15 protein-coding genes and 1 pseudogene are annotated in these 15,596 nt (G+C 47.4%); 2 read left to right on the top strand and 14 right to left on the bottom strand.

Going from position 1 to position 15,596, the window contains the following annotated elements; genetic code table 11:
* Positions 1-344: 344 nt before the first annotated feature.
* The 6 genes from PM3016_RS41415 to PM3016_RS17780 all read right to left on the bottom strand — a co-directional run bounded on the left by PM3016_RS41415 (position 345) and on the right by PM3016_RS17780 (position 4,858).
* A complete protein-coding gene (locus PM3016_RS41415) occupies positions 345-695 on the bottom strand; it encodes an FtsW/RodA/SpoVE family cell cycle protein (RefSeq protein WP_420798963.1) in 351 nt (116 codons plus the stop codon).
* Complete coding sequence (locus PM3016_RS39780) at positions 584-1,663, bottom strand: permease prefix domain 1-containing protein (RefSeq protein ID WP_014370377.1); 1,080 nt, start codon at positions 1,661-1,663, stop codon at positions 584-586. Before PM3016_RS39780 ends, PM3016_RS41415 begins: the two co-directional genes overlap by 112 nt.
* Positions 1,660-1,995 carry a PadR family transcriptional regulator gene (locus PM3016_RS17795; RefSeq protein ID WP_014370376.1) on the bottom strand — a complete coding sequence of 112 codons (336 nt, stop codon included), beginning with the start codon at positions 1,993-1,995 and terminating at the stop codon, positions 1,660-1,662. Before PM3016_RS17795 ends, PM3016_RS39780 begins: the two co-directional genes overlap by 4 nt.
* 176 nt (positions 1,996-2,171) lie before the next feature.
* Positions 2,172-3,602, bottom strand: a complete 1,431-nt coding sequence (locus PM3016_RS17790) for an MFS transporter (protein WP_014370375.1) — start codon at positions 3,600-3,602, stop codon at positions 2,172-2,174.
* Between the two features lie 105 nt (positions 3,603-3,707).
* A complete protein-coding gene (locus PM3016_RS17785; protein ID WP_014370374.1) occupies positions 3,708-4,295 on the bottom strand; it encodes a TetR/AcrR family transcriptional regulator in 588 nt (195 codons plus the stop codon).
* Between the two features lie 107 nt (positions 4,296-4,402).
* Entirely contained in the window at positions 4,403-4,858 is a 456-nt protein-coding gene (locus tag PM3016_RS17780) for a nuclear transport factor 2 family protein (protein WP_014370373.1), read from the bottom strand.
* A 1,378-nt stretch (positions 4,859-6,236) separates the two neighbouring features.
* On the opposite strand from PM3016_RS17780, the pseudogene PM3016_RS17765 reads away from it, so the two are divergent.
* A pseudogene (locus tag PM3016_RS17765) lies at positions 6,237-6,548 on the top strand (M24 family metallopeptidase); the annotation flags it as partial.
* A gap of 487 nt (positions 6,549-7,035) precedes the next feature.
* Here the strand turns inward: PM3016_RS17765 and PM3016_RS17760 are convergent.
* The 5 genes from PM3016_RS17760 to PM3016_RS17740 form a co-directional block, all read right to left on the bottom strand.
* On the bottom strand, positions 7,036-7,527 hold the full coding sequence (locus PM3016_RS17760) for an Imm6 family immunity protein (protein WP_014370369.1): 492 nt from the start codon (positions 7,525-7,527) through the stop codon (positions 7,036-7,038).
* A gap of 1,497 nt (positions 7,528-9,024) precedes the next feature.
* Positions 9,025-9,489, bottom strand: a complete 465-nt coding sequence (locus PM3016_RS17755; protein ID WP_014651156.1) for a hypothetical protein — start codon at positions 9,487-9,489, stop codon at positions 9,025-9,027.
* Between the two features lie 542 nt (positions 9,490-10,031).
* Positions 10,032-10,511, bottom strand: a complete 480-nt coding sequence (locus PM3016_RS17750; RefSeq protein ID WP_238540543.1) for a hypothetical protein — start codon at positions 10,509-10,511, stop codon at positions 10,032-10,034.
* A gap of 243 nt (positions 10,512-10,754) precedes the next feature.
* On the bottom strand, positions 10,755-11,285 hold the full coding sequence (locus PM3016_RS17745; RefSeq protein ID WP_014370368.1) for a dihydrofolate reductase family protein: 531 nt from the start codon (positions 11,283-11,285) through the stop codon (positions 10,755-10,757).
* A gap of 156 nt (positions 11,286-11,441) precedes the next feature.
* On the bottom strand, positions 11,442-12,308 hold the full coding sequence (locus PM3016_RS17740; protein ID WP_014370367.1) for an SDR family oxidoreductase: 867 nt from the start codon (positions 12,306-12,308) through the stop codon (positions 11,442-11,444).
* 191 nt (positions 12,309-12,499) lie between these two features.
* On the opposite strand from PM3016_RS17740, the gene PM3016_RS17735 reads away from it, so the two are divergent.
* Positions 12,500-13,099, top strand: a complete 600-nt coding sequence (locus tag PM3016_RS17735) for a TetR/AcrR family transcriptional regulator (protein WP_014370366.1) — start codon at positions 12,500-12,502, stop codon at positions 13,097-13,099.
* A 299-nt stretch (positions 13,100-13,398) separates the two neighbouring features.
* On the opposite strand, the gene PM3016_RS17725 is transcribed toward PM3016_RS17735, so the two are convergent.
* From PM3016_RS17725 to PM3016_RS17715, 3 genes are all read right to left on the bottom strand, one after another.
* On the bottom strand, positions 13,399-14,211 hold the full coding sequence (locus PM3016_RS17725) for a DUF2262 domain-containing protein (RefSeq protein WP_014370364.1): 813 nt from the start codon (positions 14,209-14,211) through the stop codon (positions 13,399-13,401).
* A 167-nt stretch (positions 14,212-14,378) separates the two neighbouring features.
* The gene (locus PM3016_RS17720; protein ID WP_013917079.1) at positions 14,379-14,987 is read right to left on the bottom strand and encodes a DNA-3-methyladenine glycosylase I; all 609 of its coding nucleotides are present in this window, start codon (positions 14,985-14,987) and stop codon (positions 14,379-14,381) included.
* Positions 14,984-15,586, bottom strand: coding sequence for a TetR/AcrR family transcriptional regulator (locus PM3016_RS17715; RefSeq protein WP_013917078.1), 603 nt, complete (start codon positions 15,584-15,586; stop codon positions 14,984-14,986). The genes PM3016_RS17720 and PM3016_RS17715 overlap by 4 nt, the downstream gene beginning before the upstream one ends.
* Positions 15,587-15,596: the final 10 nt, after the last annotated feature.

Below are 15,596 nucleotides of genomic sequence, written 5' to 3'. Positions count from 1 at the left end.
GAAACGACTGCTTCCCTGACCCTTTCCTTTGAGCAGGACGGTAATATAGCATTATACGAATAAGCGGGCTGATCGAGTCGATCCTGCGGCTGGGGCTGATACATATGCGACTGCACTTGCTTCTGTTCCAGATTCGTTTGATCGGCGGAATTCAGCTTACTCATGAGAGGACCAAGGATACCGGCATCGGCTAACTGCTTGCCTGTCCTCGTATCCGATTTCCAAATCATACCACATGGTATTCGCTGTCTTGTTGAAATATCCTGCCCTGCGCGGCCCTCGTCTTCATCCAAAAAACAAGAAGCAGATTGCCTGCCGCGGCAACCTGCTCTATGTTCATTCTTCTACCGCCTAACCGGCCCAGATGGTGCCCGAACCAGATCCTTGCGCCTGTAAACTCCAAGAATGAGCCCGATGAATGCACACTGGATGATCATGTAATCGTTGCTGGCGCTGAGGAATGGAACCGAAATCGAAACGATCGGGAGCCAGCCGAACGTCATCAGGATGCTGTAGCCGAACTGAAAGCTGAGCATCCCCGCCAGGCCGGATGAGAGCAGCTTGCCGAACCGATCATGTACGCTTAAGGCCGCCGACCACAGCCGGATGACGAGCAAACAACCCAGGAAGACAACAAGAATCCCAAAGCCCCAGCCGTACGTGTAAATAAGATAGGCCAGGACCGATTCCTGCATATAGCCAGGGAGATCATGCTGCTGCGGGCCCAAGCCCTGCCCCACCAGCCTGCGGAACGGATGCCCTCCTCCATTTTCATCATTTGATAAGAGGCATCTTGTGAGACGCTCCCGGGACTCCAAAAGGCTTGGAGGCGGGTATAATAACGATTTGCCTGGTCCGCAGCCGTCAATGCGAAGATACCGAAACCGAGCAGGGGGCCGCAGGTTGGAAGGATCGACTTTGCGGGAGCCCTCGTGATTAACAACAACATCACCGTATACCCTGTGAGGTAAACGGTGAGACCCAGATACCAGTGCAGCTTAATAAACAACAGCGATGGAAGCAGCACGTAAGCGGTCCATGATTTCAACCAGAACCACCGCTTGTTCTCCCACCAGGAACGCAAACCTCCCGCAGCGGAGCAGACGAGCAGACCGCCGACAAGCATCCCATCCAGCAGGAATGGACCAAGGAGGACGATATTGGAGCTCCCGTGGTAGATGACCGTGTTGTTCCAGCAAGCTGCCCCTGCCAGCAAGCCCAGCAGATACAATCCCTTGGACCCGTTCTCCAACTTACGGTAATCCCACCGGCAGATCAGCAGCATGACGCCAATACCGATCGCCGCCCCAATCACTTTGAGCTGCAGGAGACCGGTCGAACCGGTACCACTGCCTGCATCCACCGCATGCATGGCCATGGCGCCGCAAAGGACAAAAAGCAGCACACCTGCCAGCAGCCCCCAGTTCATGCGCGGCCGATGAATTCTGTGGAGATCCCGTCCCACTTCGAAGGGGTCCCCCATCTGCCCGACGGCCCAGCGGACCGCCTCCTCCCTAGTACAGCCTTCCGACTCCTTCTCCAAAGCCAGTTCCTCGATGTGTCCCTCCAGCTCCTGGCGGATCTCATGATGAATCTCCTTGGCGCGAACCTTCGAGATGACCTGGGTCAGGTAGCTGCGCACTTCCTCCTGATCCCGGATCATGCAGGCCCCTCCCCCAGCACCTGGTCGACCGAACGGCGGAACAGGCTCCATTCGGCCTTCTTCTCCTTGAGCTGCCCCCGCCCTTGATCCGTAATCCCGTAGTACTTGCGCCTGCGCCCCCCTACTTCCCGCCAGTACGCCTCCACCCACATCTGGCTCTCCATTTGGTGCAGGATCGGGTACAAGGTGCCTTCCTTGAGTGCGAACGTGCCGCCGGACCGGTGCTCCAGCTCTTTGATCAGCTCATAGCCGTACAGATCCTGCTCTGCGAGCAGAGACAAGATCAAGGTGGCTGTGCTTCCTTTCAGCAGTTCTTTATTCACCGGTGTCACGGGAATGCCTCCTCTCTCTTATGACTACCTTTGATTACTATGCATCGCAAATCTATGTATAAGACTATACCACCATTTTCCATTTATGCACATAAGTAAAAGCAAAAGACCTAGAGTAAACTCTAGGTCAAGCGCAAATATAAATTTTTACTTCGGTTGATTTGCAATCCCGCCTATCAATGAGATGTCGTAACCTTAATATTATCGAGATTCGACGGCTTCGGCTGCTTCAAGGCAAGGAACGCAACTAGAATGCCAAGCAGTGTTGTTGCAGCCGAGATCAGGAATGCGGTATGGATCGAGGAGTTCAAATCCCCTGGTTGCATATGCTCGAGCGTGGAAGTCATACCCAGGCTTGCTGAGATAATCGCCATAATAACGGCTAAACCGATAGCCCCGCCAATCTGCTGACCCGTCGAGATTAGTGCGGAGGCGACACCTTGCTCCTTCGGTTCAATGCCGGCGCTCCCCGCAATAAACATCGTCGTGAAGACTAGTGCCTGACCGATCCCAATAATTACGGTACCCGGGATCATTCCCCAAGCCGATCCGGTCTCAGATAATCCTGTCAGTATCAGGAATCCAATACCCCCTAGCCCCATGCCTGTCGCAATCGTACCTGCTACGCCTACCTTGGCTAGCATCATATTGATCAATTTGGCGCCGACGAATGCACTTAGTGTCAGCGGCAGGAAACTAAATCCCGATTGAACGGCTGAATAATGCAGCACGCCTTGCGTATAAAGCGTCAAGAAGTAATACAGCGAGCCAAACGATGCTGAGAACAAGAATGCTGTCAATGCGGCTCCCGTCAGATTCCGATTGCGGAACATGCGGAAGGAAATCAGCGGCTCTTTCGATCGTATCTCAATCCCTACGAAAGCAACCAGCAGAAGCAACCCGATCAAGGCGAAAGGAAGTGTCGATGCATTAGCCCAGCCTTCGACAGGGGCTTGAATCAGATAATAAACCACAAGCAGCAGACCTGCTGTTACCGATATTGTTCCAGCCACATCATAATGCTTGGCGCCTGTCGGCGCCTTGCTTTCCGTCAATACGAATGGTGCGAGAATAACGACAGCAAGCGCGATGGGCACGTTGACCAAGAAGGTCGACTCCCATCCGATGTAGCTTGTCAGCACCCCGCCGAGCAGCAGGCCAAGCGACATACCTACGCCGCCCATAGATGCCCATATGCCCATCGCCCGGTTACGCTCCGGTCCTTCATTAAAGTTCGACATGATCAGCGACAAGGTTGCCGGCGACAGCAATGACCCGCCTAGACCTTGCAGCGCTCTAGCTGCGATTAGCATCAATTGTGATTCTGCCAGACCCCCTAGCAGCGATCCGAGTCCGAAGAGCCCTATCGCGATCATAAACATGCGTCTTCTTCCCATCAGATCGGATAAGCGTCCGCCAATGAGGAGGAAGCCTCCGAAGGCAAGAGAATAAGCGCTGACAACCCACTGCAAGTGATTCGCCGAAAATCCGAGCTCATTGCCCAGTGACGGCATAGCCACGAAGACAATCGTGTAATCCAGCGCCATGACCAACTGCGAGACCGCTAGGATGAATAGCGCTAAGCCTTTATATTTTGTTGCATTCATGATCAATCCCTCTTTTCATGCAGACTAACGTGTCTGCGTTCCGATTTTATATTTTGACCATTCGTTCTAATATGAGAAAAAAGGAATGAAGCACCTTGCGACGCTTCATTCATGTTCCAGTACGGACAGCGTGACTGCCGTGATTTGTTCGATGACGAGCGGATCATCCGTCAATTTGGCCACTTGCGTCAGCCCATAACGCGCATGGTACAGATACCGCGCCAGCGCCCGCATATCTCGGTTTGCGCTGAATTCGCCATGCTGCTGACCGCGTATCAACGCCTCGTAGAGCGCCTCTTCCAAGCGGATTTTGTCCTGTTCGAACAGTTCGGCGATCTCCGGATCATGTGGGACCTGGTCAATTGCGCTATAGAGAATGAAGCACTCCTTGCGGCGCTGTTCATCCCTTAGCGTGTCTCCGATGACAAGGAATATATCGGTGATGGCTTTCTTCACTGGCGTCGTCTCCGCCAAATAGGCAACAACTGCCGAGGACTTCTCGTTCACGTAGTGCTTGACCGCCTTCAGGAACAGATCCCGTTTCGTTCCGTACGTATCATACATGCTTTGACGGGCAATGCCCAGGCCGTCGAGCAGCAGCTGCATGGAGGTGCCTTCATAACCATAGTGCCCGAACACCTCCATCGCCTTATGCAGCACGAGACTCGTATCGAACTCCTTGCTTCTAGCCAAATGGATAACCCCCTTTCTCCTCTTCTATGCTACCCATATTAGAACGTTCAGTCAAGAAGGGGTAAATAATGGTAGACAGGAAGGAGTTCCAGTCGTTCTCCCTCGGCTTAATCCGAGAAACGAACCGCATCGTTCACGCTGCCGACCGACTCGATCGCCACAAGTGGATTCCAGAAATCACGGTAGCGTGTGATCAGGCCATCCTTTGTCTCCACAACGCTGATATACGTCTGGTTATACGGATTGCCCGTCTCCCGGTGCTTGCCGAGCGACTTGAACTCTGCGACCACTAGCTCAGGGTCCACTGTCAGATGGAACTCCAGATCGGTGAACTGGACTTCAAAGTGTTTCGGGAAGTTCTGCATGTAATCGTACAGCTCGGCCTTGCCCTCTTTGCGATCCGGGAATCCTGCTGGGCCGTAAGGGAACTCAAGCACGCCGTTCTCTTCCCAGAGCTCTACCCACGCCTTAATGTCTCCACCGGACAGATGCTTCAGGTGGTTGCGGAAGGCTTGCTGCGCTCTCTCACGTACTGCTTCTTGCGTCATCATTTGGTTTGTCATGGTTAGTTCCTCCAGTTAATCGGTTTATTTTTATTTTGACTAAACGGTCTGATTTGTTGAAAGAAAAGATTACACTTCCGTCAGCGGCACTACTCCGAGAAACGAACCGCATCGTTCACGCTGCCTACCGATTCAATCGCCACAAGTGGATTCCAGAAATCACGGTAGCGTGTGATTAGGAGCGACTTGAACTGGTTGTTTTATTCAGACCATTCAGTCCGAAAACCTCAAAAAAATATTCGTTCTTACCGTACTCTTAGCACCTCCTATTGTTTATACACTCTTCATGCCTATTCCGGAACAATTGGTGAATAATTATTTTTCTTTAACTTTTAATGCCAAGTCGCAGGCTGTACTAGCGATGAGCTGAAGTTTAACCAGAAATCACGGTACTGTTTTATGAGGCCGTCTCTCTTCTCCACGACACTAATGTACGTCTGGTTGTGCGGATTGCCCGTCTCCCGATACAGCCCTATTGCCTTGACGAGCTCCGGACCCGCCATTGAATGAAATACCAGCTCCTTAAAATTCTGTCGAAACGTTTCGGTACATCCTTCATGTAGTCGTACAACTCGAGCTTGCCGATCTTCTTTCCCTGGGAGCCTGCCGGATCGTATGGAAATTCCTCTTCCTGCCACAACTCTACCCACGCCTTAATAAAGCCGTCAGCTACATGCTTCAGATGGTTCCGGAATATATCCTGCGCTCCTTTCCGGATACTCCCCTGCATCTGACCTGCTTCATGCCTCCTCTTTGGTTGCTGCCTCCTTTATTTTTGACTATTTGATCTGAAATCATCATAGCATTTCCAGAACGTTTGGTCAATAATAATTTTTCTCTTTTTTTGCCTTTTTCTCAAGACCAGATTGCCTAATACAGGGAACAAAATCAACCCGGAAAGACTATTTTCTTCATATTCCCTCCCTAAAAAATATCCACGATCCTCCTTTAATTTAAGATGTATAATCTCATCTTAAAGGAACAAGATGCTTTAAATCCGCTTCGGTAATTCCTTTCTGCTTTCCCTCATCAGTAATGTTATAACTAAACTGCACAACATTATTGTGGGCGAAGTAAATATACTCCACTAACGGTTCATCAGCGAAGATCACAACTGCGTAAAAAAGGAGGTAGTGCTACTCCCCAAACACCCTTTACTGACTTAATATCATCCGTCTTGTATCCTTTTACATCAATGAGGTAATTCGTGACTCTTTGATCATATATCACCTTATTAATTTGAACATAGAGGAACGGAGTAATAACTATGGCTATTAAAATGATTGCCCCAATTCTCCTCTGACTTTTTTTATATTTCATAAAGCTGCCCCTTTTTTTCAACCAGGTCTTATTCTATAAGGATTAACGATGTCCATGCGTGACGAGCGCGATCCAGCGGCATGCCGAATCGAACGGCTTCGGCGTCGTAAGCGACCTTCTCGCGCATGGCATCGGACGGGACCTGCACGAGGATCCGAACTATATGCATGTCGGCAAACCGGGCAAAGGCCCCCGCACCAAAGAAGGTATGGTGTTCACGATCGAGCCTATGGTCACCGAAGGAACCTACCACATGACAATCGATGCAGACGGCTGGACTGCCCGGACCCTCGACCACAAGCTCGCTGCCCAATACGAGCATACGATCTCCATCACAGTTGAAGGTCCACAGATCCTGACCGCACAATAGTATAAGTAGAAGTAGACCAACGAGAAGGTCGACTTCTTTTTCTTCATCCGATACATGTCTTCTACCGATCTCTCATAGAGCCCTTTGCTCATCTTCCCGAGAATGGCTGGCACAGACGCAATGCAAGATCTCCCGCATGTTGGCCATTGGGTATTGTATTCGAGTAAATATATGGTCCATTGCGTTATACTCCCTCTAGTTGAACGATCACCGAGAATTTTGAGCTATACGGCAATGAATACATGTTCTTGTCATTTACAGCTAAGGATATATGTTCTTGTCATGCACTTTGGACAAGAACATATATCCTTAAAAAGAAAAAACCGCAACTTATGCAGCCCTTAATGAATATATGTTCTTATCCTCCGACAAATCATAATCAATCATGGCCTTGCATTTCCAATACCAGCCAGGACGACCGTCTCTTTGAGCAAAAGAATAAAACTGCTCTGCCGGGGTTTTCATATGATCTCTTGCAGATTAGGTGTTAAGATATTGAATGTCTGTACTTCGTTTCAATTGTACGAAGCTCCTCGCAAGCTTCAGGTAACAGATACTTGCTGACATCGCAATGCAGCGAGTTCAACATCTTGGTTTCTTCCTCCTCGGGCAGATGTCCATCCCATAAATCCTGGGGGAAATACCGCTCGTTAGACCGATGAGCGCATTGATACATGAAGTAATAGATGCTCCAGATCAAAACGATCGAAGCCGTTTCGTAGCGTTCTGTCACCTCCGCATTCGCAATAAAGTCAAAGCATCCATACTCTTCTTCATCATCGTTGCACATGCGGTAAACCTCATCCCAATCGACATGGTTTCCCGCAAGCCATTCATGGCCCTTGCGAATGATCATACGGAATTTCTCAAATGCTTGATCATACTTTCTGTCTCGAATTTCATTCTCGAGGTAGTCAAGCGTCCGCTCGGCATATGCTAAACTGATCGCAACTTTGCTGTTGATGCTAATTTGCTCCATGCTTTCCGTGATCCTCCTCTCTTATTCGCGTTCACGGCTACCTGCTTCTATAGTCTCCGAAGCTGTGTTGATTTACAGGAGGGACAATTCTTAGCAGCTATCGCACTGCCACGATCATGCACCCATTGATAATAACAATCAGCGCATTGCAAAACAGTATGCTTTCGTTTAAATTCAAATGACTCTTTACAATACTGCTCATAATCATAAGGGTACATATCAGCTAACGTTCGATAAACAAAATTTGATGTGCATTCTTCCCCGTTCCAATATTCTTTTCCATTTTTGTATTCAATCATTTTCCATAACCTCACGATTGCTGTTTCATTTTCGAATCAAACACAAGCCAATCCCAAGAGCACGGCCTTTCTACTCATTACAGGTTCAAGGGTAACTCCAAGACGCAACTTATTAACTATTTGTTTCTTGTTCCTTTCGGATAACGAGGAAAAAGCAACCGAACCACCATACCGGAGGCAAACGAAGCAGATCATTTCTTAAAGATCAGCCGTGTTATCCTGTCCGTTACTTCAACACGACCAGGAAGCAGCTGCCGCACGGCGAATTACTCCCTGGTTGTTGTGCTATCGTCTCCAGTTACTTTAATGAGCTGAGTACCGATGGCCTGGTAAATATAGTTCTATAACCCATTCTTTATTACTCTATAGATTGCACTTGAAGAAACGATGGCTAGCACGCCATGAACTGGGATCATCAATATAGGGATCGGCATAGGAAAACTATCATGGGTGGTGTACCACCAATATATTGGCGGGGCCTGCAAAGACAGATAAAGTAAACAAGTGATATTAAATGCGTTCTGCAAAAGAAATTGATACATTGCATTTTTCTGTTTTCTACCGTACAAGTAGAGGAACCAATGAAAACAAAGGAGTACAGCGGAAAATAGCATCCATGTTAGGATTGAATTATCCACCTTATATTGTTCGGGTCCTAGAGAGAGAAATGGATACATGCTGTTTATTAAATAAACAACAAATAAAAACAAGCTTATTATAGTACTTAATCTAAGACTTCTTAATGTTGGATTTTGAAGCATAGCAATTCTTCACTCCCACATCTGGAAACTCGCGCTAAAGTTGCTGATTCGGGTCCTTTTAGTATTTTCGAGACCGTTTTTTACTTTTCATTATACTGCCGCGGTCATCTACTTCAAATGTCGACATAAAAATAAGCTCCACAGTGTTTTCTTTTGGTGGAGTATCATAGGTGATTGTAATTTTGGAGTTGGGTGTAACGACATCGGCTTCCTTTATCTTTTAAAGCCAATCGGGTACTGTACCCTAGGTTTCCTTCCCAGTTCGATCCCATTTGATGCGGTGTTAATGAAATGCCAATGTCTGTCATTGCAGTAGCTGTGGGAATGGGAACAGGTTCTTTCCCACAGCTTATAAGGATCGTAGAAGTAAAGAGAAATAGCAGAAAAAGAAACTTATTTACATACTTTACCATTTCATTACCTCTACATCATTCCACTTATTTATATTGGTTTTTCCACTTCGTAACATGAAGATCTCCATTTGCTCTTCTCCATTTGTTATATTTGAATACGTAACAAATATGAACTATTAATGTAACAGACATCACAAGCAAGATTATATGAAGCAAATCAACAAGTAGATATCCAGGTCTTCCGAGCCCCGTAAGTGTCCACCAAAATATAGGTGGTCCCTGTATTATGATTGATGCTAACCCAAATAACAGTAAGATCACAGCTATTATTTTCTTTAACATCACATTTCTGTAAAGAAGAGGTATAGTCAAAATGGATATGGGTATCCCTAATAAAAAACTTACGTTAGCCCAGAGCCTAACATAACCATCTTCCGAACCTTGTTCCATTCCTAAAAAGGAAAAATCAAAAACATTTAACTTATAGAGGGAAGCTAAAATATTCATTGTGATCCCGACTGAAAGAGAATGCTTTATCAACTTTTGCACAACGCACCTCCTTTTATAGGCTTAAACTTATAGTAAGTGCTCGATTATCTGGGCCAACTGTAGAATTGTGGTTGCATTTAACTAATACTCCAGCCTTTTATTCATGTTTATATTACCACATATTGGAACTATTCTGCTCGTTACTTTCACGAAGAAGGGAGCAGCTGCCGCGCGGCGAACTACTCCCTGGTTGTTGTGCTATCGATTATTTAGTGAAGATCATCTTCCTTAACGCCTCGCTTATACTCTCAGGTATGATGTAAGACTGCTCACTGGTTGCTGTATCAACAAGTAAGCCTTTTTACCCATCTTCGTCCACGATGTTCAATATATATTTCTTTTCTGTACCATCCTCAAATGTTACTTTCATATGAAACAAGCTAAGATAATCAATTATTTCCTCCACTTCGGTTGCTTGCTTTATTGCTCCTTGAAAAATTTCTATATCGTCAGGGCTATTAATTTGCTCAAATTTTCACTAACTCCCTACTTCATTTAGTTCGTGCTACGATCTGTTTCTTAGTAAATTAATCAGCCGCAGTTTATTTGAGAATATAGAAAGCAGGAGGCTGATTACAACTGAGAGGTGTAAGACACATTGCAGGTAAAGCAGTGGGGTGGCGACAGATCCGCCTTGATTTCCTTCTAAAGCTATCATTCTCCGTTACTTCAATGAATCCACTCTTTATTTCCGATTTACTTTCACAATAAAAATACCAATGATTAGTAAGAATCCACCGGCAGTATACATTTTTCCAATAAATATCGAACCAGGAACCAGCATATTCACCTTTATAGTCCGCTTTTATAAAGGATTCCTCATTGATTTTTATGGCAATTGCCTCATCGATGTTAACACCTTTGATGTTATATAGTTCAGTACCCTTAGGAAAGTAATTCGAAAAGTTACCCCAATATGTGCCTTCTTGGTCCGAATATTCCGTCACTTTACCAATCCGTAAATCGATCTGCTCTTCTTCTACTCGATCGTCCGTTATGATATAAGTTTTTCCCTTATTCACAACAAAATTATATGCCTAGTCGGCATGTATAGCTCCTGGTGCAAAAAAAGTGCTTACGAGCAAGAGTGAAATCATCAAAAACAGTTATCGTCTCAAGCTCAGCCCCCCCCCTTTGTCACTTTCTCTAAGGTGGATGAAAACAAGGTGATTTTGTTGCAGTAAACTGCCGTTGAAATACTGAAGCTGCCGATCGTGCACCGGCAGCTTCATCCTGGTTGTTATTAAGCTATCGTTCCTCGATAACTAAACTGGTACGTAGGTCAATCTGATCACCTGCTCGCCAATTCGATCGCTTGCCACGAGGCGCAGCGGCGGCCGCGGACCGGCGAAGAACGGCTTGCCATGACCCAGCACGACGGGATGGAGATAAAGTCGATACTCATCAACGAGACCGAGCTCCGTTAAACTGTGCGCCAACTCCGGCCCGGCAACTTCAATCTCTCCTTCATGCTGAGCCTTCAACTCACGTATGGCCGCTGCGAGGTCGCCCTCGATCAGAGAAGCGTTCGGACCGACGGACTTTAACGTCCTCGACACCACCCACTTCGGTTTGCTTTGCCAAGCCGCTGCGTATTCTCGTTCCGGTGCATCCCATTCCAAACGGTCTCCGTCCCAATACCGCATGGTCTCGTACATAAGGCGCCCGTACAGGCTTCCGGCCAGGCCGCGCACGTCGTCGATGAAATGACGGAATAGCACGGGGTCGGGCTGAAATGCCATGTTGTCGACGAACCCGTCCAGAGACATGTTCAATGCGTAAACGATCTTTGCCATGCGACTGACTCTCCTCCCTGGTTTTCCTCGCACATCATTACTTCATCAGGATTAAACGTTCCATTTGCAGTCTCTTTTATATCTACATTTTATCTTCCAACAGCGTGCCCGGCTTCTCATGGATTGCTAATGTGAACAGGTCTGGCCTGACTGAATTTATTGATTCATATGAGCTATAGATGCTTTCAAAAAATCCCTTAGCTTCATCGGGGGGCGACCGATCAGCTCGGCCAATGCATTACTCGTTCGCGCGAAATCCCCGTTGCGGCTAGCACGAAATAATCCCATGGTTATCGCAATGCGCGCTTCCGGAAAACCTTGAGCGGTCAGATACTCCCGATACGCTTCGTCCGGTACGACTTTGCGGTAGATAGGTCGGCCGACTATATCCGAAACCATCGCCGCAACCCCCTCCATGTCCATTGCTTCAGACGCCGTTAGATTGGGGGATGAGCCGTCCCAGTGCTGCTCGGTTAGCATAACGGCCGTGGCTTGAGCCAAATCCGCGTGCGTTGTCCAGGCAATCGGACCGTCCACGGGAACAATCAACTCTCCCGTTTTGATGGCTTCACCGATTAAGCTAATCAATGAGGAGGCATAAAATCCGTTGCGAAGAGACGTGTAGGGCATGCCCGATTCTTGAAGTAAGGCTTCCGTCGCCGCGTGGTGAATCATAGGCGGAAAATACGACGTCGATGAAGAGCCCACATGACTCGTGTACAGCACCCTACCCGCGCCGGACTTCTTTGCCGCGTGAATCGCGGTCTGGTGCTGGCGGATACCTGCCTCTCCCAAAATACCAGACGAAACTAGAAGAATCTGCGACGCTCCTTCAAAAGCATAAAGCAAGCTCTCCGCATCATCAAAATCGCCGTGACGAACACGAACCCCCTGAGCCATTAACTCCTTTGCCTTATTCACATCTCGGACACTGACACCAATCTGCTCAGCAGGTACCCGCTTAAGCAATTGCTCAACCACGCCTCTGCCCAAATTTCCATTTGCTCCAGTTACGATAAGCATGTTACCTTCATCCTTTCCATTACATAAGATTTGCTTTGCATACAATGCGGTTCTGTGCAACGATATAGGGTATAGACAAAAGATATAAGGATTGAGCCTTGTGAACAACCAGCAAAGAGGCAGTTTTGTTAGGTTCCCGACACAATCGTCGTTTTGTCTACTATTGAGATCCCAAGAAAGCGTGGTTTTGTATGCCGGTAAACCCCAACGACCCTCGTGTCAAACGAACCCGTCAGTTGTTTATACAAGCCTTTAACGATCTGCTCGACGAAAAGAGGAACCTCTATTCCATTTCCGTTCATGACATTGCGGCTCGAGCGTCTGTCAACCGCGCAACCTTCTATGCTCATTTTGAAGATAAGTTTGCTTTTCTCGAGTATTGGATGACAGAGAAATTTAAAATCATCATCAGGAAAAAATTGCCGGATGATTCACCTTTCAGTCAGGGGAGTCTGCGCATCCTTGTTCAAACCATCTTTCAATTTCAAGTACGGTTTCGACAGTACATCACGCCGGGAGACAGACAATTCGAACCGCTGCTTGAAAAAGCCATGCAAAAGGAATTGTATCGTCTCCTGCTGCAATGGCTTAATTCGAAGCCCAACCAGTGCCTCCCGCAAGAAAAGCTAGAGGTTTTGGCTCTTGTCGTCAGTTGGGGCGTATTTGGATCGGCTTTACAATGGAGCAGGGACACTAAAGTCCGCTCGTTGGAATCGATAGTGGAAGACGTTATGGAGGTGGTAACCGTTAATATGGGCCCCTTTGGGGAGCAAGAAAACTCGGGAGCTTGACCTGGTCGACCTCATTTTTCTGTGGTCGTAAGATAGCGGTTGCCGGGGATCCCGTATCACATGCGATAATGTGGAAGACAAGAAGGTCAGGGGTTACCGGTGAGATTATCATTAGGAGTGGTGTAATGAATCCGGTTATGGTTTGGACGTTTCTAAAGGGGAACGTCATGTTCAAGCTTTTTTTAGACCGGGGGATACCTCATGGGAAGATCTTCAAATTCAAACATGATCTCTATGGATTGGCGGCCTTCTGCAAAAAGAGCCGACCCGAAGCTCGACCCCAATTCTACGTTTCTGTTTCAAATGTGGGCTGATTCAAACTCGCCACTGATGTTCCCATTAACACAAATCGAATGCCCCCAGAACAAGTCTCCGTCTGAATAATAAACAGTGAACCTGCCCTCTGGATAGACAGAGATTGTCCAGATTTTAATCGAGTTGATGAATATCTCTTCCGTTATTTCTTCGTACTGAGGCTCATCTTCTTGCTCTAACCAATCATTTGCCAAATCGAGCAATTCATCTGCCGCATAGGCTTTTAATCTCTTGTTCCACCCTTCCTGATCACCAAACAACGAATAGGCTGTTTGAAGTGCCAACTTCATTTGGTTCTCATCCGATTGCCACTCAAAGTGGAGTTCTACTCTTTCTCCATCGAATTGAACTTCTTTTTCAAATAAATCAATCGACTTGTCCAATTCAAATTGACCTAACATCTCATCATGATAGAAAACGGGTTTGAAGGATTCCTCTAATACCACATTCAGTTCTTTATCTTGGTATGACGGATCAAGAACTTCGATAAACATAAGAGATTTTTCTCCAATTCGGACTCTCAGCCTTACCAGACTGTTGGCTTGAAGGACATCTTTTGCTTTTGACAGTTCACTATTGCTTACAAGCCATTCCAAGCGTGTTCTATCACGTATAAGTGGTTCATCTTCCCCTATCCGTTTCCACGCAATTAAATTAATGGACGGGTTCCACATGACTTGACCCATTCCCTTACCAGCTCCGACTCCGCAAGCTTCTGTCACGCCTGCAATCTCAACAATCTCTTCATCAAAACGTGCATTGAATTCCTGTATTTCTTTTTCTTTTCCTTTTCCCATTTCATTCCTCCGTTCTTCTTATCTTAATATATCTTATTCTCTTACCTACATGAAGACAAACGTAAATGTATATGAGATCGTCATATAATATCACTGTTGGACGATTTTGAATTCGGTTCGACCTGGCTTGACTACCTGACGTTGACGTTAGCGAACGATGCCATCCCTTATCCGGGAGGCTGGAAATGTTGGCGCGCAGTTTCAACCTTTATCCGGATCGAACAATCCTCGACATGATCGTTGATCAACCCCATCGCTTGCATGAATGCATATACCGTAGTAGGACCGACGAATTTCCAGCCCTGTTTTTTGAGCTCCTTCGAGAGCGCGATCGATTGTGCCGAGGTCGATGCGGTCTGCGGCTTTGCCAGCTGACTTCGGTCCGGCTCGTACCGCCAGATGAAGGCGGCCAGCGAGCCTTCCCGTTTGATGAGCTCCTGCGCCCTCTGCGCATTGTGAATAACGGCTTCGATTTTGCCACGATGTCGGACGATGCCTTTATCCTCGAGCAGTCGGTCGAGGTCATGCTCCGTATAGCGTGCGATTTGATCGATGTCAAAATGATGGAAGGCTGCTCGGAAGTTCTCACGTTTCACAAGTATGGTGCGCCAGCTCAGTCCGGATTGGAAGCCCTCCAGACTTAATTTCTCGAACAACCGTCGATCGTCGCTGACCGGAAATCCCCATTCGGTATCATGATAATGGAGAAACTCCGGCGCGGCTTCGCACCAGCGGCAGCGCAGTTTACCATCATGTCCCACTGTCGTCGCGTTCATGGACCCACTCCTGTTTCGTGTGCAGGCTGTCTGGCGCTCGCCTTACAGCTCAACCAGTCACACATCTGCTCTACCTCATGCTTGATGAACTCCTCATCCTGAAACGCTTGCGCCAATGTGGCGACCCCTTGGCTTCGGGCCAGGAGATGCAGCGCCAGCTCGTCGGCGTCTGCTTCGAGGCCGAGCAGCACGAACTGCCGGCTCAGCCAGGTCCGAAACAAGGTTAACAGCTCGTTGGCCTCCGCCTTTGAGGCATGATTCAGCTTCGTCAGTTCTGTGCACAGCGTGCCTACCGGGCAACCGTACATTTTAATATCAACTTGGTTCGTAATCAGAATGTGGATAAAGCTCTTTATACGATCCTCAGGCTTCTCTCCTTCATCTTCCCATTGCATGAGCATGTTCCGTGTGTTCTCAAGTCGCAATTGGATCACGGCAGCCAGTATTTCATCCTTCGATTTGAAGTGATAATAGAAGTTCCCTTTGGAAATTTGAACGAAATCGGCAATATCCGCTAAGGAGGTATGTTCATAACCTCGTTGATAGAACAACCGGTCGGCCATTTCGACGATGTGCTTGCGAGTTATTTTACCCTTCATGTCTAAACCT

Origin of the sequence: Paenibacillus mucilaginosus 3016, assembly GCF_000250655.1 — a bacterium.
In the GTDB taxonomy this organism is placed as follows: domain Bacteria; phylum Bacillota; class Bacilli; order Paenibacillales; family NBRC-103111; genus Paenibacillus_G; species Paenibacillus_G mucilaginosus.
Note: the sequence above shows the minus strand (reverse complement) of the source record. Positions and strands in the feature narration are given on the sequence as shown.

Coding starts and splice junctions, on each gene's coding strand:
- PM3016_RS17735 (WP_014370366.1), top strand. CDS start 12,500: ATGCCGGTAAACCCCAACGACCCTCGTGTCAAACGAACCCGTCAGTTG.
- PM3016_RS17715 (WP_013917078.1), bottom strand. CDS start 15,586: ATGAAGGGTAAAATAACTCGCAAGCACATCGTCGAAATGGCCGACCGG.
- PM3016_RS39780 (WP_014370377.1), bottom strand. CDS start 1,663: ATGATCCGGGATCAGGAGGAAGTGCGCAGCTACCTGACCCAGGTCATC.
- PM3016_RS17780 (WP_014370373.1), bottom strand. CDS start 4,858: ATGACAAACCAAATGATGACGCAAGAAGCAGTACGTGAGAGAGCGCAG.
- PM3016_RS17740 (WP_014370367.1), bottom strand. CDS start 12,308: ATGCTTATCGTAACTGGAGCAAATGGAAATTTGGGCAGAGGCGTGGTT.
- PM3016_RS17720 (WP_013917079.1), bottom strand. CDS start 14,987: ATGAACGCGACGACAGTGGGACATGATGGTAAACTGCGCTGCCGCTGG.
- PM3016_RS17725 (WP_014370364.1), bottom strand. CDS start 14,211: ATGGGAAAAGGAAAAGAAAAAGAAATACAGGAATTCAATGCACGTTTT.
- PM3016_RS41415 (WP_420798963.1), bottom strand. CDS start 695: ATGCAGGAATCGGTCCTGGCCTATCTTATTTACACGTACGGCTGGGGC.
- PM3016_RS17790 (WP_014370375.1), bottom strand. CDS start 3,602: ATGAATGCAACAAAATATAAAGGCTTAGCGCTATTCATCCTAGCGGTC.
- PM3016_RS17760 (WP_014370369.1), bottom strand. CDS start 7,527: ATGGAGCAAATTAGCATCAACAGCAAAGTTGCGATCAGTTTAGCATAT.
- PM3016_RS17745 (WP_014370368.1), bottom strand. CDS start 11,285: ATGGCAAAGATCGTTTACGCATTGAACATGTCTCTGGACGGGTTCGTC.